This is a genomic window from Ruegeria sp. BE3, from assembly GCF_056538865.1.
The window spans coordinates 211,233-232,835 of record NZ_JBQFTW010000004.1; the positions used below are offsets into that span (position 1 = coordinate 211,233).

Here is a 21,603-nt window from a genome sequence, read left to right on the forward strand (position 1 = left end):
CCTCATAGATCGGGCGATACTCATCCAGTCTGATAAGAGGCCTATACGAATTCCTGTCACCACTCGTTGTCCTACGCCCCAAGCTGCGCCCCAAGGGCTCCCTTTTTTTACCGATAGAATTCGGGCCCTAAGAGACTTCCGTAGTTGCTGACTCAATAGACTTGGCACTCTCTGGTTACGCACAAGATGAAGAGCAATCGTGCGTCTGCTGTCATCAAATGTGCGGCTACTATATCCATCTGCAACGAAAATTTGCCCCTAACCCCTAACAATCTTCCGAAGCACATTGAGACAGATTGGAAACGTGATGCAAATCGTTTTCAGCGCTCTTACAAATAGAGCGTGTCACCTTGATACAAATCTTAAAAGATCTCTTTAAAAATCCGCAAAAGTTTATCCGTATACTTCTCGATGCTGCAGTCATGACGTATCTGTCGTGCTGCTTCGAATGCAGTATTGGCGTGATCCGGGTACGATTCAATCACTTGCGCCAACGCCGCTGCAAGTAAATCTGGCGCAAGCGCCTTTGGTTCTGCGATTGATCGACTTGATGGAAAATAGACGTATTTCGGCATTTTCGCGTTTGTCGATCCGAGTTGAGCATATTCACTGAGCGACAATGTTGGCTCTACAAGCGTTGCCGCACCGTCAAAAGGCAAAATCTCCGGATGACCATCAATGTTCGATAGAACCGTCGGGATGCCCGAGGCCAACGCCTCAAGAGGAGAAAGGCCAAAAGGCTCACGGAGCGACGGTGCGACGAAAATATCGGTCTCATCGAGCAATGCGCCCATATCCTTCACCAGACCAAGAAATATTACCTTGTCATCTGGCAACAATCTTTGCGCCGTTTTCTTGAGTATTGAAGTTTCGGGCCCATCACCAGCGATCGTGAGTTTAACAGGATAACCTTGATCTAACAGATCGGCCGTCGCGTGGACCAAGCTCGCGAACCCTTTGAAAGAGACCAGACGCGCTGCGCATGTAATTCGAATATCATTTATTGGCGTCTTCTTTTTGTTCAGGATGCGATCGGCGATCGCCTGACGCACAGGGTTACAAACCACATGAATCCTGCCTTCATACTGCCATAAATTTTCGAGTAGATACTTATTGGCTTCAGAAACGCTGATGATTCCATTCATTCTAGCCAGCTGTTGCTGTCGCCATGTGTTCACTATTCTTATCGAAGAGAAGCCGTGATCATAAAAAGCGAACTTTCGGTTTCTCGACCTCATATATGGATCGGGCGGGGCGTTCCAACACACTACGTGATCGAGATTTGAGCGACCGATCAGTTTATTCAACAGCGTCCGCTGAACGCGATTACGTGTCCTTGGCATCGAGGTTGGCAGAATGTTAGCAACGCGATAGGTTTGCGGAGACTGCACTTCTACGCCAATCTGCTCCAGCGATGTGGCGAAATGAGCAAGGGGTCGCGTTTTTGCTCTGTTGACGGTGCATATTTGATGCCCTCTAGCAGCGACCGCTTCTGCAAAACCTGCGTATAGGGTCTGCAATCCTCCAAAATCATCAAGTGCAATATAGTGCGCAGGTAAATCCAAGGTTTTCATTTTATAGTTTTCAGTTCTATTTGCAGGATCTTGTTGTTCGCCAGCTATCAACTTTGAAGTGTGATCAGCCATGTGTCATTTTGCCTATCCGGTCTATCGCCATCATGTTTGGGCGGATCGAAGTTCATGAGCATTTTGAGTTGCATTTTCTAATACTCCGAAGCGTACCCCAAGAACAGGTGGCTGTCGTCGTACCTGCCTATCAGCGCGATCTAACCCTCTCGAAGAGTTTGTTCGTATCCCGTCTACTGCTTCCACACCACGTACTGCAGGTTCATTTTGATCGACTACACTGGCGCTCGGTGCTTAGGGGCCGTCAAACATGGAATTTCCAATAAATCAAGCCTACCATACGAAGGCATAGCGAAACGTGCGGATATCAACCTGTGCAATTTCCCATCAGACAGAATCCCAACGGAACAAACCAAATCGCACCAATACACTACTAATTCCGCTAAATGATACTAATAGGGTTCATCTACTGAGATTGAGTGCGAACAGGTTGCAGAGAAATAAGGACAAACGACCGCTCAGCATGCAACAACAAAACACAGGTGTTTTGTATTAGCCTCGGAAAAAGGGCACCTAAACTGACGCCTGTCCCCTGATGCCCCCTCATTCATAACGAGTAGAGGTTCTGATGGAGTTCATTCCCATTGCGAACAGTTGCACTACCCATTTGGGCGCCGGTCGCTTCGAACCTTTCAGCTTGGCGTTCTCAGGCGTCAACGTCTTCTGCCGACTAACGTCGGACACCTCTAAAGCACCTTCAACACTGCATTTGCAGCGCTCATGACCAGCGCAGGTTTGCGCACGGTCATGACCTTTGCTGAATGGCGGAACAGTGGTGTATAACGAAAAACCCCCGCCGTACTGGCGGGGGTTTAGCTTGATTGGGGTCTTTCTGATTTAGCTGCAATTCAGCGGCACCGCAAAGCCCGAACTACGCTCGGAAGAGCCTTTGCGGAAAACGTCGCCAGCGGGCAAGCAGCCGGTAAAGCGTTCGGTTTGTTCGCCGAATGCTGCACCAATAGAATTGTCGACCCGCGTGTCGCCTTGGGTCGTGCGCAATACGGCATAGAGGGTGCTGTTCACTTCGACGGTGCTGAGCAACAGATTGGTGCTTTGACCCGAAAGCGGAACTGCGGTCGTGTCAGTCCGGCCACCGTTGTCGATCGCGACACGCGCCAGTTTGTTCGGGTCTGTTTCATTCGAGGCCACGCGAACGGTCGGCAGTTCGGCCAGTTCCGCGGGGATATTGGTCGCTTGAGGCACAAAAGCCGCCGCGCCTTCGACCTCAGAGATCGTGCGCGGCTCGCCATCAATACCGGTGAACCCTACGCCTTCACGGTTGAATGGGTCTTCGCAGGCTGACAGGGTCAGAACGGCAAGGGCGGGCAACAAGATTTTTTTCATGGCGGTCAACATTTTGGAAAGGGTTGCTAAAGCCTAGTGGCAGCGAGTGCGAAAAAGCAAGCCGCTGCGGATCAGAACACTGAAAATGCTGATGCGCCCCTGCAACGCCCTTTCTGAGCGCCTACAACAAAAAAAGGACCCTGCCAGACAGGGTCCTTTTCAGAAATTCACGTCAGAGGGCAGATTACTTGATCTTGCCTTCTTTATACTCGACATGCTTCCGAGCGACCGGGTCGTACTTACGAATGGTCATTTTCTCGGTCATGGTGCGCGCGTTTTTCTTGGTCACGTAGAAGTGGCCCGTGCCCGCGGTCGAGTTCAGACGGATCTTGATTGTCGTCGGCTTCGCCATGGTTATCTCCTGCGTCCGAAAAGGCAGGGGCCTTTCGGTTGAAATCCTTATGAGCGTGCGCTTTTACCTGCTCGCGCGCCCGAGTCAACCGGATTCGGCGGGTTTGGGGAACAATTCATCAGAGGTGACCTGGTGCCCCGGTTTGGCGTGTTCACGAGTTTGTGATAGGGTGCGCCATACCCTGCGCCAAATCTGCTCCCAACCACCGGAGCGGGGCGCGGACCACCCGCACCACTCACGCAATTGCTTTGGCTTGGTCGCCTTTTCGACCGGGCCAGTTCGGTTTCGCGCGCTGGTGCGTGCGAGAGGCCACGGAACCGGTCGGCATAAAGGTTCCACAAAACTCAAGTCCAAAGGAGAGACCCATGCCTGTTTTCATTACTTACGCATCCTATTCGTCCGAGGCCGTCAAGGCGATGGTGGCAAAGCCTCAGGATCGTACCGGCCCGGTCAGAGCGCTGCTTGAGAAGGCGGGCGGAAGGCTGATCTCCTTCTACTTCACCACAGGCGGCAACGATGTTGTTGTCATCAGTGAAGTTCCTGACGGCACAGATGCGGTTGCAATCGGGATGGCGGTTGCCAGCACCGGTGCGGTCTCGAGGATCGAAACCGTACGCGCATGGCCTGCCGAAGATTTTGTCGCGGTGGCCCAAAAGGCTGCGACACTGACCGGAGCTTACACCCCACCAACAGGCTGAGAAGATACGCGCGGAGGGCCTGTAAGCCGGATCCTGTTCCGGGGTTGCCCCCTTCGATGACCATTCCTCTAGGCCGTGCATTGCTACGCGGCTCGAGCTGCCAACCCGGTCCCTCTCGGCCAAGGCGAGCCTAGCGGCGGTATCGGTTTGCACCGACCGGCCCGCGCGGGGACCCTATTCGGCATTGCTCCCGGTGGGGCTTGCCGTGCCGCCGCTGTTGCCAGCGGCGCGGTGGGCTCTTACCCCACCGTTTCACCCTTGCCACACGTGTGTGGCGGTCTGATTTCTGTGGCGCTTTCCGTCGGGTTTCCCCGCCCGGGCGTTACCCGGCACCGTTGCCTTGTGGAGTCCGGACTTTCCTCTCGGGCTTTGCGGCCCCAGCGGCCATCCGGCCCTCCGCGCAGTGGGTTGGGTATGCTTTGGGATCGGGGACGTCAAGAGGAGAAGGGGCCAGCCCCTTCTTGGCCTGCGGCCAATTCATCCCCGGGATATTTTTGGCCAGATGAAGGGCGGATCAGGTTATCACCCGGGATGAGCCGAGAGCCTTGAGATCGTCGGGTTGTGCGGGGCCAGTGGCCCAGGGACGAAAGCGCAAGCGGGTGGCGGCGAGGAGCGTGGCGTCGTCGATCGGGGCAGTATAACCACGGGTTTGGGCAAGGGCACGGAGTGTGGTGCCCTCCGGAGCGGTGCTGCCGCGTTGGGCGGCCAGGCTCTGGCGCTCCAGTCGTTGCCAGTCAAATCGGGGGCCGGGGTCGGTTTTGCGTCCCGGTGCCATGTCCGAATGGCCGATCACGCCCTCTGAGGAAATGGCCCAGCGTTGCATAATCTGCGGCAGAAGCTGTTCGAGCACTCGCATTTGGGGATCGGCAAATGGATGGTCGCCTCGGTTATCCAGTTCGATACCAATAGAGCGGGAGTTTATGTCTGTCTGCCCGTGCCACTCCCCTGCCCCGGCGTGCCAGGCGCGATCTTCCTCGCGGACAAGCTGCCAGAGTGTGCCATCGCCGCCGATCAGGTAGTGCGCAGAGACTTCCGGACCGGGATCGCAGAGGCGTTCGAGTGCGGCCGCGGCGCTCTCCATAGCAGTATAGTGCAGTACGATCAGCGTGGGCTTCAGCCCATCCCTTCGAGGGCCGAAATTAGGCGATGGCTGCCAGATGGGAGAGAGTTCAGTTGTTGACAGCACTGCGGAACGGGCTGGGATCCCAGCCGCAGGCATAGCCGTCACCGTCCGGATCCAGCCCTTTACGATCACGCTGAGGACCGCCGTTAGACAGGAACTCGATCTGGGCCTGATCGGGCGAAGCGAATTGTGCGCAATTGCGTTCTGCCTTGGCCTGCAGGTTGAATCCGGCACGGCTGTAGAGCTGGGTGCCGACAGGGTTTGAGGTGCTCAGCGCATATTGTACGATATTGGGCTGACCGTCAGAGCCGCGCTGGGGCACAACGGTGGGCGCGACGACCTCGTAGGTCTGTCGGTTCTGTTCGATCCGGGCGGCGTCATCGTCGATGGTTCGCCGGTTCGAGACGGCCTCGAAATCCTGTTCGTCGGAGATACTGTTGTTGTTTGTTGCAGTCAGAGGCGCGGCGTTCGCTTCCTGACCGGATGTATTCGCCAGGGCAATGGCCGTTTGGTTTGCAATATCTGACGCGTCACCCACCGGGGCATCAGATCCAACCGTCCCCTGCGCCGAAAGCGGTTGTTCCGAGATCGCCTCGGGCGGTGCAAGAGGGTTGCCCCCCAGGCCCTGCCCGGCCAATTCAGCCTCGCGTTGCGCCTGATATTCCGGCGTATTGAAACCCGTACCCGAGACCGGTGCCACGGTGTTACAAGCCGCAATCAGCCCCAAGGCCGGGATCAGAAGCAATTGGCGCATTTGGCTGCTCCGGTTGTGTAGTGCCGTATCTGGCTTGAGGATTACCACCATTTTCCAGGCTTGGCCACAAACCCGGCAGCATTCTCAAGCGCGTAGGCGGTGTTGAGCAGATCGCCCTCGTCCCATGGACGACCGATCAGCTGAAGACCCAGTGGCAACCCCTGTTTGTCCAGACCTGCAGGCACCGAAATACCGGGGAGACCAGCGAGGTTCACGGTCACGGTGAACACGTCGTTCAGGTACATCTGCACTGGATCCGCCTCAGTCATCTCACCCAGTCCGAACGACGCCGATGGTGTCGCCGGGGTCAGGATCGCATCGACGCCTGCGGCAAAGACATCTTCGAAATCTTTCTTGATCAGGGTGCGAACTTTGCGCGCCCGGTTATAGTAGGCATCGTAGAAACCTGCCGAGAGCACGTAGGTGCCAATCATCACACGGCGCTGAACCTCGTGGCCGAACCCTTCCGCGCGAGTCTTTTCGTACATCTCGGTGATGCCATCGCCCTGCGCCAGCTGCGCGCGGCGGCCATAGCGGACACCGTCGTAACGGGCGAGGTTCGAGGACGCCTCGGCCGGGGCGATCACATAGTAGGCAGGCAAAGCGTACTTTGTGTGCGGCAGCGAGATATCGACGATCTCGGCACCTGCGTCTTTCAGCATAGCGGCGCCATCGGCCCACAGTTTTTCAATCTCAGCGGGCATTCCGTCCATGCGGTATTCTTTCGGGATACCGATCTTCTTGCCCTTGATGTCGCCGGTCAGCATCGCCTCGAAATTCGGGACGGCCAGTTCAGCACTGGTCGAATCCTTGGGGTCGTGGCCGCACATGGTTTCCAGCATGATCGCCGCATCGCGCACGTTCTTGGTCATCGGCCCAGCCTGATCCAGCGAAGACGCAAAGGCCACGATGCCCCAGCGAGAGCAACGGCCATAAGTCGGTTTGATGCCGGTGATGCCCGTGAACGCAGCAGGCTGACGGATCGAGCCACCAGTATCGGTACCGGTTGCAGCCAGGCACAAATCGGCGGACACTGCCGAGGCCGAGCCGCCCGATGAACCGCCGGGTGTCAGCTGAGCATCGTCATTGCCGCGTCGCCAAGGGCTGACGACGTTGCCATAGACCGAGGTCTCGTTGGAAGAGCCCATGGCGAATTCGTCCATGTTCAGCTTGCCCAGCATCACGGCACCGGTATCGGCCAGTTGCTGAGACACGGTGGATTCGTATTCGGGCTTGAAGCCTTCGAGAATTTTCGAAGCCGCCTGCGAGGGCACGCCCTTGGTACAGAACAGATCCTTGATACCGATGGGCAGACCACACATCGACGGCGCATCGCCCGCCTTGATCCGCTCATCCGCTGCTTTAGCGCGCTCCAGAGCGATCTCGGGGGTTTTGTGGACAAACGCGTTCAGCGCATCGGCCTCGTCAATCGCCTTGAGGCAGGATTCGGTCAGCTCAACCGAGGTCACATCACCCTTGCGAAGCGCGTCGCGGGCCTCGGCCAGGCCCAGTTTGTTCAGATCGCTCATGACTTACTCCACAACTTTGGGAACAGCGAAGAACCCTTCGCGCGCATCGGGGGCATTGGACAGGACCTTGTCCTGCTGGTTTCCGTCGGTGACTACATCCTGACGACGCTTCAGGCGCATCGGCTCGACCGAAACCATCGGCTCGACACCTTCGACATCCACTTCGTTCAGTTGCTCGATAAACCCTAGGATATTGTTGAACTCGGACGCCAGCGCAGGCAGCGCGTCATCCTCGACCTTGATCCTGGCCAGTTTGGCCACCTTGGCGGCTGTGCTTTGGTCAATCGACATCGGAAACCCTCATATACGCTTAAGGAGGGCGTTTACCTGTCTGCCGCAGCACCCGCAAGACCGCTGCTGGCCCACTTGGCGTAAATCGCCCCATGCATTTTTGAATGACCCATATGCACAAAAGTAAACCGAATAGTTCATTTTGCATCTTGAAAAAGTGAACTGAACGGTTCACCTCAGGGATGTGACAAACGCAAATCGGAGAAACCCCATGAAAACCTTCGTCACCGCCCTTGTCCTGTCTGCATCTGTCCTGAGCGCTCCGGCCATGGCACTCGGGATCGACATGAACAACCTGACCCGAAACCTCAGCTTCCCCGAGCCGGTGTCAGAACCCGTAACCAAGGGCCAGTCCGAGGCGGGTAAATAGCCCTGCCTGAAGCGCCGGATCAGTCCTCCCCCTCCTGATCCGGCGCACGTGTATTTGTCCGCTGTACACGCGGCGATAAGCCGTTAGCATGGTGTAGAAAACCCAGCCTCCCGCCTCGATGGGCGATGTGCAGGCAAGCTAACGGAGCGGAAGATGAGCACTCGCAAGCAAGCAGTTCTGAATGCAATCGATGCGGCCAACGCAGAGGATCCCAACCTTGAGGATGGCCAGCCCGAAGCGCTGCTTTATGGCCAACGCATGAGCGCCGAACTGGATCGCTTATTCCCCGACTCATCAGATGCCCTGCGGATTGCAGCGCGCGGACAGCATGTCGAGCGCTGGAAGCTGAAGCGCACCGAGTATCCCGAAGGCCGCGCGGGCTATCTGGCCTGGCGCAAAGCGCAGGGCGTGTACCACGCCGATGTCGTGCGCGGCCTGATGGAGCAGGCCGAATACGGCGTGGATCAGATCGAGGCCGCCGAGAAGATGCTGCGCAAACAGGGAATCAAGCGTGATACCGAAGTTCAGGCCCTTGAGGACGTAATCTGCTTTGTGTTCCTGAAATGGTATTTCGCGCCGTTCGCAGCCAAGCATTCAGCCGAGAAAATCCAGCGTATCGTTGAGAAAACGGCTCTCAAGATGTCTGCCGAAGGCCGCGCGCGGGTTTTGAAAGAGTTCGATCTGCCTGACGCGCTAGCCGCCGCGTTTCGAGACTGACGCAAAGCGTTTTGCGATAACGGCTCTGCGATAGACTTCGATCATCCAGCCCAGCATCGTCGCATTCAGGATGTGCCACATGAAATGCGTTCCCATCGGCAGGCGCAAACAAATGGGCTCATCCAACGCTCGGAACGTGATTGAGGCGATCAGGATCACCGCCCCTATTGCCAGACCACGTGCGGTTTCCGGCTCTCTCTGACGCAATAGAAAAGCATAGACGAGAATCAACAGAGGAACTGGTGCATAGACCGCCGAGCCCCCAAGCCCGGGCAACAGCTGAAAGATGGGAACGGTCAGGGCTGCATATGGAAAGAACAATGCCGTTAACCCAAGCGCATAGAGCGTCCGTATTCCACAGACATCACGGTTAATAGCGAATATGTAGATAAGGATGTACAGCAGGATCGGAGTGACATCGGTCAGCGCGGCCCAGACCTGCGCATGAGTGTGAAACAGGTAGCTTCCAATTCCGATCAGCGCCAGCACCGCTACCAAAGCCATCGCCAGCGGCATCCCCTGCCCGCGCACGCGCCGCCACATGATGAATGCTGCGATCAGGAATGCGGCATTGGTCACGGCATTAACTGGCTCGGCCCAATAAGCGGGCGAAAGCCGCTCACAATAACCATCGATTTCCTGCGTCCAATCCATGGATTTTTACATAGCCGATGCTAGGCTGGCTCCAAGCACAAAGTGGGAGGAATCTTTATGAATATCATCTGGCTGGGGCATGGCAGCTTTCGCATTGAAACCGCAGGACAGGTTCTGCTGATCGATCCGTGGCTGACGGGCAACCCAGTGCTGTCTGAGGATCAGCATGACGCGGCGGTCGCTGGCGCGACCCACATACTGCTGACCCATACTCATTTCGACCACGTTGTTGATGTATTGCCGCTTGCAAAGCACCTGAAAGTTCCCGTTGTCGGGCAATATGATCTGATGGGCTATTGGGCCGAAGCCGAAGGGATCGAGACCGTTGGCTTCAATAAAGGCGGCACGGTGGATCTGAACGGCGTGAAGGTCTCGATGGTTCCGGCGTCTCACAGCTCGACCTTTTCTACACCCGACGGACTGCGCACAGGTGGGACCGAGGTTGGATACATGATCGCCGCCGAAGGTCACATGGTCTATGTCTCAGGCGATACCGACATCATGGCGGATATGGACTGGATGGGGGATTACTATAAACCCGATATCGGCATTCTGTCGGCAGGCGGCCATTTCACCATGGACATGAAAGGCACGGCCTATGCGGCCAAGCGCTATTTCAACTTCAAGACGGTGATACCCTGCCACTACAAAACCTTCCCGATCCTTGAGCAGTCGGCTGAGGCTTTGAAAGAAGGTCTGCCGGGGGTCGATGTGATCGAACCTGAAATCATGCAGGCGATCACACTCTGATGCCAGCTTCTGATTTCAGCGCGCAGGAATACGCGACTCGCATCAGCAAAACCCGCACAGCTATGGCGCAACGCGGGATTGAGACCCTGCTGATCACCGATCCCTCTAACATGGCCTGGCTCACAGGCTATGACGGGTGGAGTTTCTATGTCCCGCAGATGGTGATCCTGCCCGCGCAAGGCTCACCGCTCTGGTGGGGCCGGACGCAGGATAAGGCCGGTGCGGCGCAGACCACATGGCTGGAACCATCGGACCTGCTGGACTGGCCCGAAGAGCATGTGCAGCACCCTGATCACCACCCGGTCGATGCTCTTGTCCTCGCATTGCGCGAACGCGGTTGGACCACAGGGTTGGGGGTTGAGATGGACAACTATTACTACTCAGCCGCCAGCCACCGCATTCTTGAAACCGCTTTCGGGACACTAGTTGACGCCACCGGCCTCGTGAACTGGCAGCGCGCCGTCAAAAGCGACGCCGAGATCGGGATGATGCGCAAAGCGGGCCAACTGACAGCGCATATGCACGGCGTTCTGCGCGACGCGTTTCGGGAAGGTCTGCCCAAAAACCAACTGGTTGCCGAAGTGCAGGCCGCTGGTATCGCCGGACTGCCCGGTCTTGCGGGGGATTACCCAGCAATCGTACCGATAGCCCCTTCGGGCCGTGAAGCTTCCGCCTCGCACATTACCTGGAACGACCGGCCTCTGGCGCGTGGAGAGGCAACCTATTTCGAGATTTCAGGCTGCTATCGCCGGTATCACTGCCCGGCCAGTCGCAGCCTCTATCTCGGGGATCCCCCCAGCAATATCCACCGGGCCGAAGCTGCGGTTCTGGCGGCCATCGACGATGCCTTGGCGGCTGCCCGCTCGGGTACGACGTGCGAAGAGGTGGCGGCCTGCGTCTATGATAGCTTCGCCCGCGCCGGATATGTCAAAGCTAACAGAACCGGCTATCCCATCGGGCTCAGCTATCCACCCGATTGGGGCGAACGCACCATGAGCCTGCGGCCCGGAGATACGACAGAACTTCAGGAAAACATGACATTTCACCTGATGCCCGGCCTCTGGACCCCGGATTGGGGGTTGGCAATTACCGAGAGTTTTGTGGTGACAGGCGATGGCGGCCAGCCTCTGGCTGATATCCCACGCGAAATGGTGGTGAAAGGGGTATGAACCAGCCAATCCGCCCTTCGCCAGAATTGATCGCGGTGGTGCGGCGGTGGAACCAAGCGGTTCGTGACAAGGACGGTGCGGCACTGTTCAATATGCTTTCGACTTCAGAACATCTGAGATATCAGGGCTCAGCTCACGGCGAGTTCTGGTCTGGCTCCTTGTTTCGCAAAGGCTTTCCCGATCACGTGGCCGAAATTCCGGATTACGACTGGCAGGAACACAGTCTGGAGGCGTTTGAATGCGGCCCGGTTGGCTGGGCCAACTGCGTGGCCACGTTGCGCTTTGCCAGCAACCAGAGGGCGATGGTGCACCGCTTTACCTTTATCCTGCATCTGGAAGACGGTGTGTGGAAGATGGTGCACTGCCACGTGTCAAACCCGATCCCGAACATGGAGAAACTCGGTATCGAGCACAAAGCGTTGGACGCGTTGGTTGCAGCCGCGCGTGACGGGTTTCGTCAGGCTCAGCGCGAGGGAATGGCATCGGTCATGTTCACTGACATCGTCAATTCCTCTGCTATCGCCGAAAAGCTCGGAGACCGGGTGTGGACCGACGCAATTCAAAAACACTTTGAATTGGCTCGTGAAGTCATCGAAGCGCAAAGTGGAACGCTGGTGAAATCGCTGGGGGATGGAACTATGTCCAGCTTCTCCTCGGCGCGGGCGGCGTTGATGGCCGCCGCCGACCTGCAACGACGCAACGCGACAGAGAAGGGCGAGCCGCCCCTGCAGATTCGCGTAGGTGTACATACGGGGGATGTAATCCAGACCGATGACGATTTCTTTGGAACGGTGGTGAACAAAGCCGCCCGAGTTGCGGCCTCTGCCGCACCGGGAGAGGTCTGTTTGTCTGACGCAACCCAGCTTTTGGTGGACGGGCATGAGGCGCTGACCTTTGGTGCACCTAGATCGGTTTCCCTGAAAGGTCTGCCGGGTAATCACACGGTTTACAGCCTGAGATGGTAGCGTGCTAACGTCGCCTTGCGAAGAAATCCTTGAGCAATAGCTCAGCCTCTTCGGCACCGATCCCATCATAGATTTCAGGTGTATGATGTGACTGCGGATGCGAAAATACCCGCGCGCCATGGGCGACGCCGCCCGATTTCGGATCGGATGCACCGTAATACACACGCCGGATACGCGCCGCAGCCAGTGCCGCCGCACACATGGCGCAAGGTTCCAGCGTCACGTATAGATCGTGATCTGGCAGCCGTTCTGACTCGGCCGCAGCGCAGGCGGCACGCAGCGCCAATATCTCGGCATGGGCAGTGGGATCGTTCAATTCGCGGGTTCGGTTGCCATCTACCGCAACGACCTGCCCATCTGGCCCAATGATGGCCGCACCCACAGGCACTTCACCGCGATCCGCTGCAGCTTGCGCCTGCTCTAGCGCCAGTTTCATGTGCGATCTGAACTCCATACCTCTGACTGCCTCAGAAACCTGCCTTTCGCAAGCCGCCGGGATAGGCTATGGCCGGGGGATGACCAACACCCCTCCTCCCGGCGACCGGATCGCCAAAGTGCTGGCCCGCGCCGGCGTCGCCTCGCGCCGCGAGGCTGAGCGCATGATCGAAGCCGGTCGTGTGACGGTGAACGGCAAGGCGATTAGCAGCCCTGCCCTTAACGTCACCTCAAAGGACAAAATTACTGTCGATGGTAGGCCGGTATCGGAACCCGAACCCTCGCGCCTGTGGCTGTATCACAAGCCGCCGGGTCTGGTGACCACAGCGCGCGATGAAAAGGGCCGCAAGACAATCTTTGACGACCTGCCCGAGGATATGCCGCGGGTCATGAGCGTTGGGCGACTCGATCTGAACTCAGAAGGGTTGCTGCTGCTGACCAATGATGGCGGCATCAAGCGCAAGCTGGAACTGCCCTCGACCGGATGGCTGCGCAAATACCGGGTGCGGGTGAACGGGCGGCCCAAGGATGAAGACTTCGCACCGCTGCGCAAGGGTCTGGTGATTGACGGAGAGCGGTTTCAACCCATGACAGTCACACTGGACCGTCAGCAAGGTGCGAACGCCTGGCTGACCATCGGGTTGCGCGAAGGCAAGAACCGCGAGATCCGTCGCGCCATCGAAGATATCGGCTATGTGGTGAACCGACTTTTGCGGGTTTCTTACGGCCCATTCCAGCTGGGCGATCTGAAATCCGGCGAGGTTGAGGAAATCCGCCGCCGTGTCATGCGCGACCAACTGGGGCTCGGCGCTGAGGATGGCGGTAAAGCTCCGGCAAAGCGACCCGCACGACCACAACGCAAAAGACCGGCGGTCGGCAAGAAACCTCGCAAGTGACGCGGGTTATTCAACCTTCCCCCTAGCGCCAAGCCCGCGTATCGCCTAACTTTTCTGTGACAGCCATAGTTGGGGGGCACCATGTCCGGCACCGGAGTACAAAAATTGGCCTATGCGGCCCTGTTGGTGCTGCTGTTCGGCGTTTGCACCGGTCTGCTGGGGGGCCTGTAAGGATATGGCCAAACGATACGGCGGCAAATTCAGCCCGCAAGGCGATGCTTCTGCACAGGATCAGTCTGGACGCGGTCAGTTTGATGGCGCCCGTGTCGAACCCGCAGGCGCGCGCGCGAATGTGCTGTTTGTTCCCGCCATTCCGCTGGTATTCCTGTCGCTGAACGACGGCGCCATCGGCATGACCATCGGCTTGGTCGCGGCGGGGCTGCTGACTGCGGCCGCCTTCCTGCTGCGCGAAGGATTGCGGGCCGAGGCCGCGTACAACGCACGCCGCACCGCACGCAGACCTGCCTTTCCGCGCAAGATTTTCTCCAGCGTTCTGACTGGCTTGGGCGCTGCTCTGGCCTCGTACCGAACCGAGTTTCTGGGCGCTGAAACAGCCTCACAAGTGAGCTTGCTGGCCCCAGTGTTGTTTGGCGTCTCTGCAACTGTTTTGCATTCGGTCGCATTCGGCCTCGACCCGATGAAAGACAAAGGGATGGAGGGGATCGATACCTTCCAGCAAGACCGCGTGGCGCGCGTGGTTGAAGATGCCGAGACCCACCTGACCGAGATGACCGATGCAATCAAACGCGCCGGTGACCGCCGTATCGAAGCGCGTGTCGAACGCTTTCAGGACACCGCCCGCGATCTGTTTCGCACGGTCGAGGAAGATCCGCGTGATCTGGCGGGTGCCAGGAAGTATCTGACGGTCTACTTGCAGGGTGCGCGCGATGCGACCGTGAAGTTCTCGGACGTCTACGCCCGCACCCGCGATGTGCAAGCGCTTGAGGATTACTCGGCACTTCTGGACGATCTGGAACAGAATTTCGCGGCGCGGACGCGAAAAATGCTATTGGATGACCGTAGTGATCTGACGGTTGAAATTGATGTGCTGCGCGATCGGTTGCAGCGCGAAGGCGTCCGGTTGGATTGACCGGCCACTATTTGAACGAGGATTATCCCCATGTCCGATGATATCAAGAATAAAGCGGTCGAAGCGGAAACGCTGGTGCAGGAAGTGACTGCAGTAACGCTGCCCGAACCGCGGACCGACATTATCCCGCTGGAAGAGGCGGACGAGCCCGTGAGCGCCGAGATCCGCAAACGGATGGGAGAGATCGACATGGACGACACCAATTCGATCGTGTCATTCGGCTCCTCTGCTCAGGCAGAATTGCAAGAGATCAGCCAGGCGATGCTGGCCGATGTACGAAACAAGGATGTGGGGCCAGCGGGCGACAGCCTGCGCAACATCGTCACAACGATCCGTGGCTTTTCGGTCAGCGAGCTGGACGTTCGGCGTGAACGCAGCTGGTGGGAAAAACTGCTGGGCAAGGCCGCACCCTTCGCTAAATTCACCGCGAAGTACGAAGAGGTTCAGAGCCAGATCGACCGGATCACGGACAACCTGCTGGGGCATGAGCATACGCTGCTGAAAGACATCAAATCCCTTGATCTGCTCTATGAAAAGACGCTGGATTTCTATGACGAACTGGCGCTTTACATCGCGGCTGGAGAAGAAAAGCTGACCGAATTGGACAGCCACGACATTCCTGAGAAAGAGGCCGAGGTTCAGGCCGCGCCCGAGGACCAGCAGGTGATGAAAGCGCAGGAACTTCGCGATCTGCGCGCCGCGCGAGATGATCTTGAACGCCGGGTGCATGATCTGAAACTGACGCGCCAGGTGACGATGCAGTCGCTGCCCTCGATCCGGTTGGTACAGGAGAATGACAAATCGCTGGTGACCAAGATCAACTCGACTTTGGTCAACACCGTGCCACTGTGGGAGACGCAGCTGGCACAAGCGGTCACCATTCAGCGCAGCGCCGAAGCGGCCGCAGCGGTTCGCGATGCCAATGACCTGACTAATGAATTGCTGACCTCAAACGCGGCTAATTTGCGCGAATCCAACAAGATGATCCGCGAAGAGATGGAGCGCGGCGTGTTCGACATAGAAGCGGTCAAGCAGGCCAATGCAGACCTGATCGGCACGATCAACGAAAGCCTTGCGATTGCGGATGAAGGCAAAGCCAAACGCGCCGCAGCCGAAGAGGAGTTGCAGAAGATGGAAGCGGAGCTGCGCGATACGCTAGCTGCGGCAAAGGCGCGACAGGATGGCATTGGCGACAATGCCGGAACCGCCGTTCCCGGGTAAGGGGAACAACGCGCGTGTGGCCGTTTCCAAGGATCAACGCTGCTGTGCTTGGCCTGTCACTGCTAGCTCTGGCCAGCTGTGACGAGGTACTGACCACCTCGGTCGTACCCGAGCCGCGCCCGGTTCAGCCGCAGGAGCCCAGCAACGCCTATGTTGAACCCTCTGCCGCAAGCCTCGATCTAGCACGGTATTATCAGAGTGTAGAGAACAATCTGTTGACCCGCGGCTTGCTGCGCACGGATGGAGGGGGTCCGGATACGCCATACGACGCGGATGATCTGGCCCGCAATTTCGAGACGATCGCCTTCTACAACGAATATCCCGGTCAGGGCGTGTCAAACGGCGCAGGCCGGACACGCAGGCAGTTGAGCCGCTGGTCAGCCGCAGTTCGCATCAAACCTGAGTTCGGCCCTTCGGTCGCGCCTGAGGTCCGGCAGTTGGACACGGCTCAGATCAATGCCTATGCGGATCGCTTATCCCGGCTGACGGGCCATCCGGTCTCAACCGTAAGCCGCAACGCAAATTTCCACGTCTTTGTGGCGGGTGAAGATGACACGGCTTATGTACAAGCGCGGCTGCGGCAGTTGATTCCCGGCATCGGACAGGCGCAACTTGATCTTTTTGATAAGCTGCCACGGTCGTTCTATTGCTTCGTCTTTGCCTCAGCCTCGAGCGGATCACCGCAGACTTATACAAGAGCGGTCGCCCTGATCCGGTCCGAGCATCCCGACCTTGTGCGCCTCAGCTGTATCCACGAAGAGCTTGCGCAGGGGCTGGGTCTGCCAAACGACAGCCCGCAGGCCCGACCGTCGATCTTCAATGATGATGACGAGTTTGCCTTGCTCACCAGCCATGATGAGAAGCTGCTGACCATCCTCTACGACCCACGCCTGCGCTCTGGCATGACCGCTGAAGAGGCGCGCCCGGTGGTCCGTATCATTGCACGCGAATTGATGGGGCAGTCGCTCTGACCCCGAAGACAGGAGTAATCCAATGGGAATTTTTGATTTTCTGACCGGCGAATTCATCGACGTCATTCACTGGGTCGATGATACCCGCGACACCATGGTCTGGCGGTTCGAACGTGAGGGGCACGAGATCAAATACGGGGCCAAGCTGACCGTGCGCGAAGGTCAGGCGGCGGTCTTTGTGCATGAGGGGCAGCTGGCAGATGTGTTCACACCCGGTCTCTATATGCTCGAAACCAACAATATGCCGATCCTGACGACGCTGCAGCACTGGGATCACGGGTTTCAGTCGCCGTTCAAGTCAGAGATCTATTTCGTCAACACGACCCGGTTCAATGACCTGAAATGGGGCACCAAGAACCCGATCATGCTGCGCGACCCCGAGTTCGGGCCCACCCGCATTCGGGCGTTCGGCACCTACACAGTGCGCGTGAAAGATGCGGCCAAGTTTTTGATCGAGATCGTCGGTACCGATGGTGAATTCACTATGGACGAGATCAGCTTTCAGATCCGCAACATCATCGTGCAGGAATTCAGCCGCGTTATCGCCGGTTCCGGCATCCCGGTTCTGGACATGGCGGCCAACACCGCCGATCTGGGCAAGCTGATCGCTGCGGAAGTCTCGCCCGTTCTCGACGGTTACGGGCTGGAGATGCCCGAGTTCTACATCGAGAGTATCTCACTGCCGCCTGCAGTGGAGGCGGCGCTAGACAAACGCACCTCGATGGGTCTTGCCGGTGATCTGGGCAAGTTCACGCAATATTCGGCAGCCGAAGCGATGACGGCGGCGGCCAACAACCCCGGTCAGGGCGGCGGCATGGGTGCAGGGCTCGGCATGGGAATGGGCATGGCGATGGCGCAGCAGATGTCGAACATGGCAGCGGGTCAGCCAAGCGGCCCTTGGGGCGGTTCCACCCCCGCTGCCCCGCAACCCTCGGCGCATGCGGCAACGCCGCCTCCGCCACCCGTCGAACATGTGTGGCATATCGCGGTTGACGGACAAACCAGCGGGCCGTTTTCGAAGGCCAAGATGGGTCGTATGGCCGCTGACGGGGATCTGACGCGCGAGACGCATGTCTGGACGGCTGGTCAGGACGGGTGGAAAAAGGCGGGTGACGTGCAGGAGCTGGCGCAGTTGTTCACGATCCTGCCCCCGCCGCCTCCGGGCGCGTGATCTGGCCATTGGCAACCTGAGATCGGAATCTGGAATGGCCAAAGACGAACACCGTTTTCCCTGCGATCAGTGCGGGGCGGATTACCGGTTCAACCCTGGTGACGGCACGCTCACCTGTGATCATTGCGGCAATTCCGAACCCATTGGATCGGGTCCGTGGGGCGGTGCCAGCTTGCGCGAACTGGATTTCGACGCAGCCATCGCGGAGCGGTTACCAGACAGCGAGATCGAAGAAACCCGCGTACTGACCTGCCCGAACTGCGCCGCGCAGGTCGAGTTCGACCCGAACACCCATGCGGCTGAATGTCCGTTCTGCGCCACTCCGGTGGTTACGGATACGGGCGTGAGCCGTCACATCAAACCACGCGGCGTGTTGCCGTTCGCCTTGGATGAACGCAGTGCCCACAAAGCGATGGGCGACTGGTTGGGGCGGCTTTGGTTCGCGCCGAACGGCCTTAAGGAGTATGCGCGCAAAGGGCGAAAAATGCAGGGCATTTATGTGCCCTACTGGACCTTCGACGCCGACACCAAATCGAGCTATCGGGGCGAACGCGGGGTCGTATACTACGAAACCCGCACCGTGATGCGGGACGGCAAACGTGTGCAGCAGCAGGTGCCAAAGGTGCGCTGGACGCCGAAATCGGGACGCGTGGCGCGGTTCTTTGATGATGTTCTGGTGCTTGCCTCTCGGTCCCTGCCAAAGTCCTATACCGATGCGCTGGAGCCATGGGACCTGCCCGCGCTTGAGCCCTATCAGCCAGAGTATCTGGCCGGGTTCCGGGCCGAAGCCTATACCGTTGAATTGCAGGACGGTTATGCCGAGGCGCGTGCGCACATGGCCCGCGTGATCGAACGCGATATCCGGTTTGACATAGGTGGGGACCGGCAGCGCATTCATGCGATCGACACGGACGTGCGTGATGTCACGTTCAAGCACATCCTCCTGCCGGTGTGGATGGCCGCGTACAAGTATCGCGGCCAGACTTATCGCTTTGTGGTCAATGGCCGGACCGGACGCGTTCAGGGTGAGAGGCCATGGTCCGCAATCAAGATCACCATCGCTGTCGTTCTGGGTCTGCTGATAGCGGCAGGAGTTGGCTATCTGGTGGCCACCGGTCAGCAATAGCGGCCTTGCGCATCGCACACCATCAGGTCATCTTCGCGCCGACCGGATCGGAGGGCCAAGTGACCTTTTCAACATTGAAACAGTTGCTGCAAGCGCGCCATTCCTGCCGCGCGTTCAAGGCTGATCCTGTGCCCCGCGATCAGATCGAACAGATCGTGGCCAGTGCCAGCCGCGTGCCCAGCTGGTGCAACGCACAACCATGGCAGCTGACGATCATCGGCGGGCCTGAGACCGACGCGTTCCGCGCGGCTCTCCTGCAAGAGGCAACAAGCGGCACACCGTCCCCTGACCTGCCCTTCCCCACTCGATATTCCGGCGTCTATCAAGAGCGCCGACGCGCCTGCGGTTGGGCACTTTATGACGCCGTGGGGGTTGAGAAAGGCGACCGCGCTGCCTCGGCCCGGCAGATGATGGAAAATTTTTCTCTATTCGGTGCGCCGCACTGTGCGATCCTGTCGAGCCCGGCAGAGCTGGGCGCATACGGCGCGATGGATTGCGGCGGGTTCGTAACAGGGTTCGCTCTGGCGGCTCAAGCCTTAGGCGTGGCCACCATTCCGCAAGCAGCGGTCGCATCATATGGCCCGTTTCTGCATCGCTATTTCGACATCCCGGAAGATCGCCTCATCCTTTGCGCGATCTCTTTCGGCTATCCCGACCCTGATCACCCGGCCAATGCGTTTCGGACAGAACGCGCCGAGGTTGAGCAGATTATCGAGTGGCGCGGTTGAGCCCGAAACCTGACTGAACGAGAAGACAAGAACATGCGCGCATTGCTTCAACGAATTTCCCGAGCTTCGGTTCGCGTCGATGGCGCCGTGATCGGTCAATCTGGGCCGGGATTGATGATCCTGGTTTGCGCGATGCAAGGGGATGGTGAGGCTCAGGTCGTGCAACTGGCGGAAAAGATTGCGAAGCTGCGAATATTTAAGGATGAAGCAGGGAAGATGAACCGCTCGATCCTGGATGTTCAGGGCTCGGCGCTGGTGGTCAGCCAATTCACACTTGCAGCGGATACCTCGCGGGGAAACCGGCCCGGCTTTTCAGCGGCAGCGCCCGCGGCCGAAGGTGAGCAACTGTATGAAGCGTTCGCGCGCAAATTGGCAGCTTTGGGCATTCCGGTCGAGACCGGGGTGTTCGGGGCCGACATGGCGGTGGAACTGGTCAATGATGGGCCAGTCACGATTTGGATGGAAAGCTGATGCAGACTTCTCAACAGGCACTAGAGTTCTGGCACGCGGGCGTCGCAGCCGTTGATGGCTATCGGTCGACTCTGGATGCGACGCAAGGCATGGACCGCCCCGACCAGATACTGGCCGTTGGAAAAGCTGCAGGCGCGATGGCGCGTGCGGCGGCAGAGCGGTTTGGCGATGTGCCCGTACTGGTAGTAACCAAGGATGGCCATGGTGAGGGGCTACCCGCGCATATCCAGGTTCTTGAAGCCTCGCACCCGGTTCCCGATGCCCGCAGCCTGGCCGGAGGGCGCGCCCTGCGCGAAACCGTTGAGGGGCTGCCCGCCAGTAGCCATCTGCTGTTGCTGGTGTCGGGCGGCGCTTCGTCGCTGGCCGAGGACCTCGTGCCGGGCAAAACACTGGACGATCTCGAAGCGTTGAATCGCCAACTGCTGGCAGATGGTCTGGATATCGGTGCGATGAATGCAGAACGGCGCAAACTGTCCCGGATCAAGGGCGGTGGTTTGCTGTCTCATTTTCACGGCGCGCGCGCAACGGTTTTGGCAATTTCAGATGTACCCGGCGACGATCTGAGCGTGATCGGATCGGGCATCGGTTCGTTGCCAGATACCCCGGATTTTGAGGCACAAACCTCGATCATCGCATCCAATGCCCATGCCCGCCATGCGGCGGCGCTGACCGCGCAACAGGCCGGGTTTCAGGTTCTGGCCGATGAAGAAGCGATGCATGACGACTATTTAACCGTCGCAACCCGGATCGGCGCGCAGCTGCGCGATATGCCGAACGGTGTGATGGTGTTCGGAGGCGAACCGACGGTTGTCCTGCCCGACACCCCGGGGCGCGGAGGACGCAATCAGGGGCTGGCTCTGGCTCTGGCGCGTGAGATCGCCGGACAACCAAATCTGACGGTCATCGTGGGGGGCACCGATGGCACCGACGGACCAACAGATGCGGCCGGAGCGATCGTGACAGGTGAGACATGGGCGGACGAGGCCGAAGGTTATCTTGACCGTGCAGACAGCGGCAGTTTCCTTGATAAGGCCGGGGCTTTACTGATTACGGGTCCCACGGGCACAAATGTCATGGATCTGGTGATTGCAATCCGGGACTGATCTGACATCTTGGCCGGGTCAGTTTCGGC

General features: G+C 58.5%; 24 protein-coding genes and 1 other RNA gene. 15 read left to right on the forward strand and 10 right to left on the reverse strand.

Going from position 1 to position 21,603, the window contains the following annotated elements; genetic code table 11:
- Nucleotides 1-362: 362 nt before the first annotated feature.
- The 3 genes from ACR0AZ_RS12410 to rpmG all read right to left on the reverse strand — a co-directional run bounded on the left by ACR0AZ_RS12410 (nucleotide 363) and on the right by rpmG (nucleotide 3,342).
- Nucleotides 363-1,646 carry a glycosyltransferase family 4 protein gene (locus tag ACR0AZ_RS12410; RefSeq protein ID WP_480470461.1) on the reverse strand — a complete coding sequence of 428 codons (1,284 nt, stop codon included), beginning with the start codon at nucleotides 1,644-1,646 and terminating at the stop codon, nucleotides 363-365.
- Between the two features lie 837 nt (nucleotides 1,647-2,483).
- Nucleotides 2,484-2,990: a membrane lipoprotein lipid attachment site-containing protein gene (locus tag ACR0AZ_RS12415; protein WP_480470462.1), complete on the reverse strand. Its 507-nt coding sequence runs from the start codon at nucleotides 2,988-2,990 to the stop codon at nucleotides 2,484-2,486.
- Nucleotides 2,991-3,174: 184 nt separating this feature from the next.
- Nucleotides 3,175-3,342: a 50S ribosomal protein L33 gene (gene rpmG, locus ACR0AZ_RS12420; protein WP_010441901.1), complete on the reverse strand. Its 168-nt coding sequence runs from the start codon at nucleotides 3,340-3,342 to the stop codon at nucleotides 3,175-3,177.
- A 365-nt stretch (nucleotides 3,343-3,707) separates the two neighbouring features.
- On the opposite strand from rpmG, the gene ACR0AZ_RS12425 reads away from it, so the two are divergent.
- Complete coding sequence (locus ACR0AZ_RS12425; RefSeq protein ID WP_480470463.1) at nucleotides 3,708-4,040, forward strand: GYD domain-containing protein; 333 nt, start codon at nucleotides 3,708-3,710, stop codon at nucleotides 4,038-4,040.
- A gap of 6 nt (nucleotides 4,041-4,046) precedes the next feature.
- Here ACR0AZ_RS12425 and rnpB read toward each other — a convergent pair.
- The 5 genes from rnpB to gatC form a co-directional block, all read right to left on the reverse strand.
- Nucleotides 4,047-4,440, reverse strand: an RNA gene (gene rnpB, locus ACR0AZ_RS12430) — RNase P RNA component class A.
- Between the two features lie 114 nt (nucleotides 4,441-4,554).
- Complete coding sequence (locus ACR0AZ_RS12435) at nucleotides 4,555-5,259, reverse strand: N-acetylmuramoyl-L-alanine amidase (RefSeq protein WP_480667559.1); 705 nt, start codon at nucleotides 5,257-5,259, stop codon at nucleotides 4,555-4,557.
- The gene (locus tag ACR0AZ_RS12440; protein ID WP_480470465.1) at nucleotides 5,210-5,917 is read right to left on the reverse strand and encodes a hypothetical protein; all 708 of its coding nucleotides are present in this window, start codon (nucleotides 5,915-5,917) and stop codon (nucleotides 5,210-5,212) included. Before ACR0AZ_RS12440 ends, ACR0AZ_RS12435 begins: the two co-directional genes overlap by 50 nt.
- A 41-nt stretch (nucleotides 5,918-5,958) precedes the next feature.
- Nucleotides 5,959-7,446 carry an Asp-tRNA(Asn)/Glu-tRNA(Gln) amidotransferase subunit GatA gene (gene gatA, locus ACR0AZ_RS12445; protein WP_480470466.1) on the reverse strand — a complete coding sequence of 496 codons (1,488 nt, stop codon included), beginning with the start codon at nucleotides 7,444-7,446 and terminating at the stop codon, nucleotides 5,959-5,961.
- Between the two features lie 3 nt (nucleotides 7,447-7,449).
- Nucleotides 7,450-7,737, reverse strand: coding sequence for an Asp-tRNA(Asn)/Glu-tRNA(Gln) amidotransferase subunit GatC (gene gatC / locus ACR0AZ_RS12450; protein WP_170392224.1), 288 nt, complete (start codon nucleotides 7,735-7,737; stop codon nucleotides 7,450-7,452).
- A 211-nt stretch (nucleotides 7,738-7,948) separates the two neighbouring features.
- Here gatC and ACR0AZ_RS12455 point away from each other — a divergent pair, with 211 nt between their 5' ends.
- Nucleotides 7,949-8,107, forward strand: coding sequence for a hypothetical protein (locus ACR0AZ_RS12455; RefSeq protein WP_480470467.1), 159 nt, complete (start codon nucleotides 7,949-7,951; stop codon nucleotides 8,105-8,107).
- Nucleotides 8,108-8,260: 153 nt separating this feature from the next.
- Nucleotides 8,261-8,824, forward strand: a complete 564-nt coding sequence (locus ACR0AZ_RS12460; protein ID WP_480667560.1) for a DUF4202 domain-containing protein — start codon at nucleotides 8,261-8,263, stop codon at nucleotides 8,822-8,824.
- Here the strand turns inward: ACR0AZ_RS12460 and ACR0AZ_RS12465 are convergent.
- Nucleotides 8,801-9,478: a ceramidase domain-containing protein gene (locus tag ACR0AZ_RS12465; protein WP_480667561.1), complete on the reverse strand. Its 678-nt coding sequence runs from the start codon at nucleotides 9,476-9,478 to the stop codon at nucleotides 8,801-8,803. The two genes, ACR0AZ_RS12460 and ACR0AZ_RS12465, sit on opposite strands and share 24 nt — an antisense overlap.
- A 57-nt stretch (nucleotides 9,479-9,535) precedes the next feature.
- On the opposite strand from ACR0AZ_RS12465, the gene ACR0AZ_RS12470 reads away from it, so the two are divergent.
- Genes ACR0AZ_RS12470 through ACR0AZ_RS12480 form a run of 3 tightly spaced genes read left to right on the forward strand, consistent with a single transcriptional unit; the run spans nucleotide 9,536 to nucleotide 12,362 of the window.
- Complete coding sequence (locus tag ACR0AZ_RS12470; protein WP_480470470.1) at nucleotides 9,536-10,228, forward strand: metal-dependent hydrolase; 693 nt, start codon at nucleotides 9,536-9,538, stop codon at nucleotides 10,226-10,228.
- Entirely contained in the window at nucleotides 10,228-11,397 is a 1,170-nt protein-coding gene (locus ACR0AZ_RS12475) for a M24 family metallopeptidase (RefSeq protein WP_480667562.1), read from the forward strand. The genes ACR0AZ_RS12470 and ACR0AZ_RS12475 overlap by 1 nt, the downstream gene beginning before the upstream one ends.
- Nucleotides 11,394-12,362, forward strand: a complete 969-nt coding sequence (locus ACR0AZ_RS12480) for an adenylate/guanylate cyclase domain-containing protein (RefSeq protein ID WP_480667563.1) — start codon at nucleotides 11,394-11,396, stop codon at nucleotides 12,360-12,362. Before ACR0AZ_RS12475 ends, ACR0AZ_RS12480 begins: the two co-directional genes overlap by 4 nt.
- A gap of 4 nt (nucleotides 12,363-12,366) precedes the next feature.
- On the opposite strand, the gene ACR0AZ_RS12485 is transcribed toward ACR0AZ_RS12480, so the two are convergent.
- On the reverse strand, nucleotides 12,367-12,816 hold the full coding sequence (locus ACR0AZ_RS12485; RefSeq protein WP_480470473.1) for a nucleoside deaminase: 450 nt from the start codon (nucleotides 12,814-12,816) through the stop codon (nucleotides 12,367-12,369).
- Between ACR0AZ_RS12485 and ACR0AZ_RS12490 the strand changes: the two genes are divergently transcribed.
- From ACR0AZ_RS12490 to ACR0AZ_RS12530, 9 genes are all read left to right on the forward strand, one after another.
- On the forward strand, nucleotides 12,797-13,693 hold the full coding sequence (locus tag ACR0AZ_RS12490) for a pseudouridine synthase (protein ID WP_480470474.1): 897 nt from the start codon (nucleotides 12,797-12,799) through the stop codon (nucleotides 13,691-13,693). The genes ACR0AZ_RS12485 and ACR0AZ_RS12490 overlap by 20 nt on opposite strands.
- A 175-nt stretch (nucleotides 13,694-13,868) precedes the next feature.
- Nucleotides 13,869-14,783 carry a 5-bromo-4-chloroindolyl phosphate hydrolysis family protein gene (locus tag ACR0AZ_RS12495; RefSeq protein WP_480470475.1) on the forward strand — a complete coding sequence of 305 codons (915 nt, stop codon included), beginning with the start codon at nucleotides 13,869-13,871 and terminating at the stop codon, nucleotides 14,781-14,783.
- A gap of 30 nt (nucleotides 14,784-14,813) precedes the next feature.
- Nucleotides 14,814-16,004, forward strand: coding sequence for a toxic anion resistance protein (locus ACR0AZ_RS12500; protein ID WP_480470476.1), 1,191 nt, complete (start codon nucleotides 14,814-14,816; stop codon nucleotides 16,002-16,004).
- Nucleotides 16,005-16,018: 14 nt separating this feature from the next.
- Nucleotides 16,019-16,975 carry a DUF2927 domain-containing protein gene (locus tag ACR0AZ_RS12505; protein ID WP_480667564.1) on the forward strand — a complete coding sequence of 319 codons (957 nt, stop codon included), beginning with the start codon at nucleotides 16,019-16,021 and terminating at the stop codon, nucleotides 16,973-16,975.
- Between the two features lie 22 nt (nucleotides 16,976-16,997).
- A complete protein-coding gene (locus tag ACR0AZ_RS12510) occupies nucleotides 16,998-18,146 on the forward strand; it encodes an SPFH domain-containing protein (protein WP_480667565.1) in 1,149 nt (382 codons plus the stop codon).
- A 34-nt stretch (nucleotides 18,147-18,180) separates the two neighbouring features.
- The gene (locus ACR0AZ_RS12515) at nucleotides 18,181-19,272 is read left to right on the forward strand and encodes a TFIIB-type zinc finger domain-containing protein (RefSeq protein ID WP_480667566.1); all 1,092 of its coding nucleotides are present in this window, start codon (nucleotides 18,181-18,183) and stop codon (nucleotides 19,270-19,272) included.
- Nucleotides 19,273-19,331: 59 nt separating this feature from the next.
- Nucleotides 19,332-20,000, forward strand: coding sequence for a nitroreductase (locus tag ACR0AZ_RS12520; RefSeq protein WP_480470480.1), 669 nt, complete (start codon nucleotides 19,332-19,334; stop codon nucleotides 19,998-20,000).
- A gap of 33 nt (nucleotides 20,001-20,033) precedes the next feature.
- On the forward strand, nucleotides 20,034-20,471 hold the full coding sequence (dtd, locus tag ACR0AZ_RS12525; RefSeq protein ID WP_480667567.1) for a D-aminoacyl-tRNA deacylase: 438 nt from the start codon (nucleotides 20,034-20,036) through the stop codon (nucleotides 20,469-20,471).
- Nucleotides 20,471-21,574 carry a glycerate kinase type-2 family protein gene (locus ACR0AZ_RS12530; protein WP_480667568.1) on the forward strand — a complete coding sequence of 368 codons (1,104 nt, stop codon included), beginning with the start codon at nucleotides 20,471-20,473 and terminating at the stop codon, nucleotides 21,572-21,574. Before dtd ends, ACR0AZ_RS12530 begins: the two co-directional genes overlap by 1 nt.
- Nucleotides 21,575-21,603: the final 29 nt, after the last annotated feature.

Excerpts from the sequence above, each read along its gene's own strand:
- rpmG (WP_010441901.1), bottom strand. The coding sequence starts at position 3,342 with ATGGCGAAGCCGACGACAATCAAGATCCGTCTGAACTCGACCGCGGGC.
- ACR0AZ_RS12490 (WP_480470474.1), top strand. The coding sequence starts at position 12,797 with ATGTGCGATCTGAACTCCATACCTCTGACTGCCTCAGAAACCTGCCTT.
- ACR0AZ_RS12530 (WP_480667568.1), top strand. The coding sequence starts at position 20,471 with ATGCAGACTTCTCAACAGGCACTAGAGTTCTGGCACGCGGGCGTCGCA.
- ACR0AZ_RS12455 (WP_480470467.1), top strand. The coding sequence starts at position 7,949 with ATGAAAACCTTCGTCACCGCCCTTGTCCTGTCTGCATCTGTCCTGAGC.
- dtd (WP_480667567.1), top strand. The coding sequence starts at position 20,034 with ATGCGCGCATTGCTTCAACGAATTTCCCGAGCTTCGGTTCGCGTCGAT.
- ACR0AZ_RS12410 (WP_480470461.1), bottom strand. The coding sequence starts at position 1,646 with ATGGCTGATCACACTTCAAAGTTGATAGCTGGCGAACAACAAGATCCT.
- ACR0AZ_RS12435 (WP_480667559.1), bottom strand. The coding sequence starts at position 5,259 with ATGCCTGCGGCTGGGATCCCAGCCCGTTCCGCAGTGCTGTCAACAACT.
- ACR0AZ_RS12485 (WP_480470473.1), bottom strand. The coding sequence starts at position 12,816 with ATGGAGTTCAGATCGCACATGAAACTGGCGCTAGAGCAGGCGCAAGCT.
- ACR0AZ_RS12475 (WP_480667562.1), top strand. The coding sequence starts at position 10,228 with ATGCCAGCTTCTGATTTCAGCGCGCAGGAATACGCGACTCGCATCAGC.
- ACR0AZ_RS12460 (WP_480667560.1), top strand. The coding sequence starts at position 8,261 with ATGAGCACTCGCAAGCAAGCAGTTCTGAATGCAATCGATGCGGCCAAC.
- ACR0AZ_RS12510 (WP_480667565.1), top strand. The coding sequence starts at position 16,998 with ATGGGAATTTTTGATTTTCTGACCGGCGAATTCATCGACGTCATTCAC.
- gatC (WP_170392224.1), bottom strand. The coding sequence starts at position 7,737 with ATGTCGATTGACCAAAGCACAGCCGCCAAGGTGGCCAAACTGGCCAGG.
- ACR0AZ_RS12415 (WP_480470462.1), bottom strand. The coding sequence starts at position 2,990 with ATGAAAAAAATCTTGTTGCCCGCCCTTGCCGTTCTGACCCTGTCAGCC.
- ACR0AZ_RS12465 (WP_480667561.1), bottom strand. The coding sequence starts at position 9,478 with ATGGATTGGACGCAGGAAATCGATGGTTATTGTGAGCGGCTTTCGCCC.
- ACR0AZ_RS12425 (WP_480470463.1), top strand. The coding sequence starts at position 3,708 with ATGCCTGTTTTCATTACTTACGCATCCTATTCGTCCGAGGCCGTCAAG.
- ACR0AZ_RS12515 (WP_480667566.1), top strand. The coding sequence starts at position 18,181 with ATGGCCAAAGACGAACACCGTTTTCCCTGCGATCAGTGCGGGGCGGAT.
- ACR0AZ_RS12480 (WP_480667563.1), top strand. The coding sequence starts at position 11,394 with ATGAACCAGCCAATCCGCCCTTCGCCAGAATTGATCGCGGTGGTGCGG.
- ACR0AZ_RS12440 (WP_480470465.1), bottom strand. The coding sequence starts at position 5,917 with ATGCGCCAATTGCTTCTGATCCCGGCCTTGGGGCTGATTGCGGCTTGT.
- gatA (WP_480470466.1), bottom strand. The coding sequence starts at position 7,446 with ATGAGCGATCTGAACAAACTGGGCCTGGCCGAGGCCCGCGACGCGCTT.
- ACR0AZ_RS12495 (WP_480470475.1), top strand. The coding sequence starts at position 13,869 with ATGGCCAAACGATACGGCGGCAAATTCAGCCCGCAAGGCGATGCTTCT.
- ACR0AZ_RS12500 (WP_480470476.1), top strand. The coding sequence starts at position 14,814 with ATGTCCGATGATATCAAGAATAAAGCGGTCGAAGCGGAAACGCTGGTG.
- ACR0AZ_RS12470 (WP_480470470.1), top strand. The coding sequence starts at position 9,536 with ATGAATATCATCTGGCTGGGGCATGGCAGCTTTCGCATTGAAACCGCA.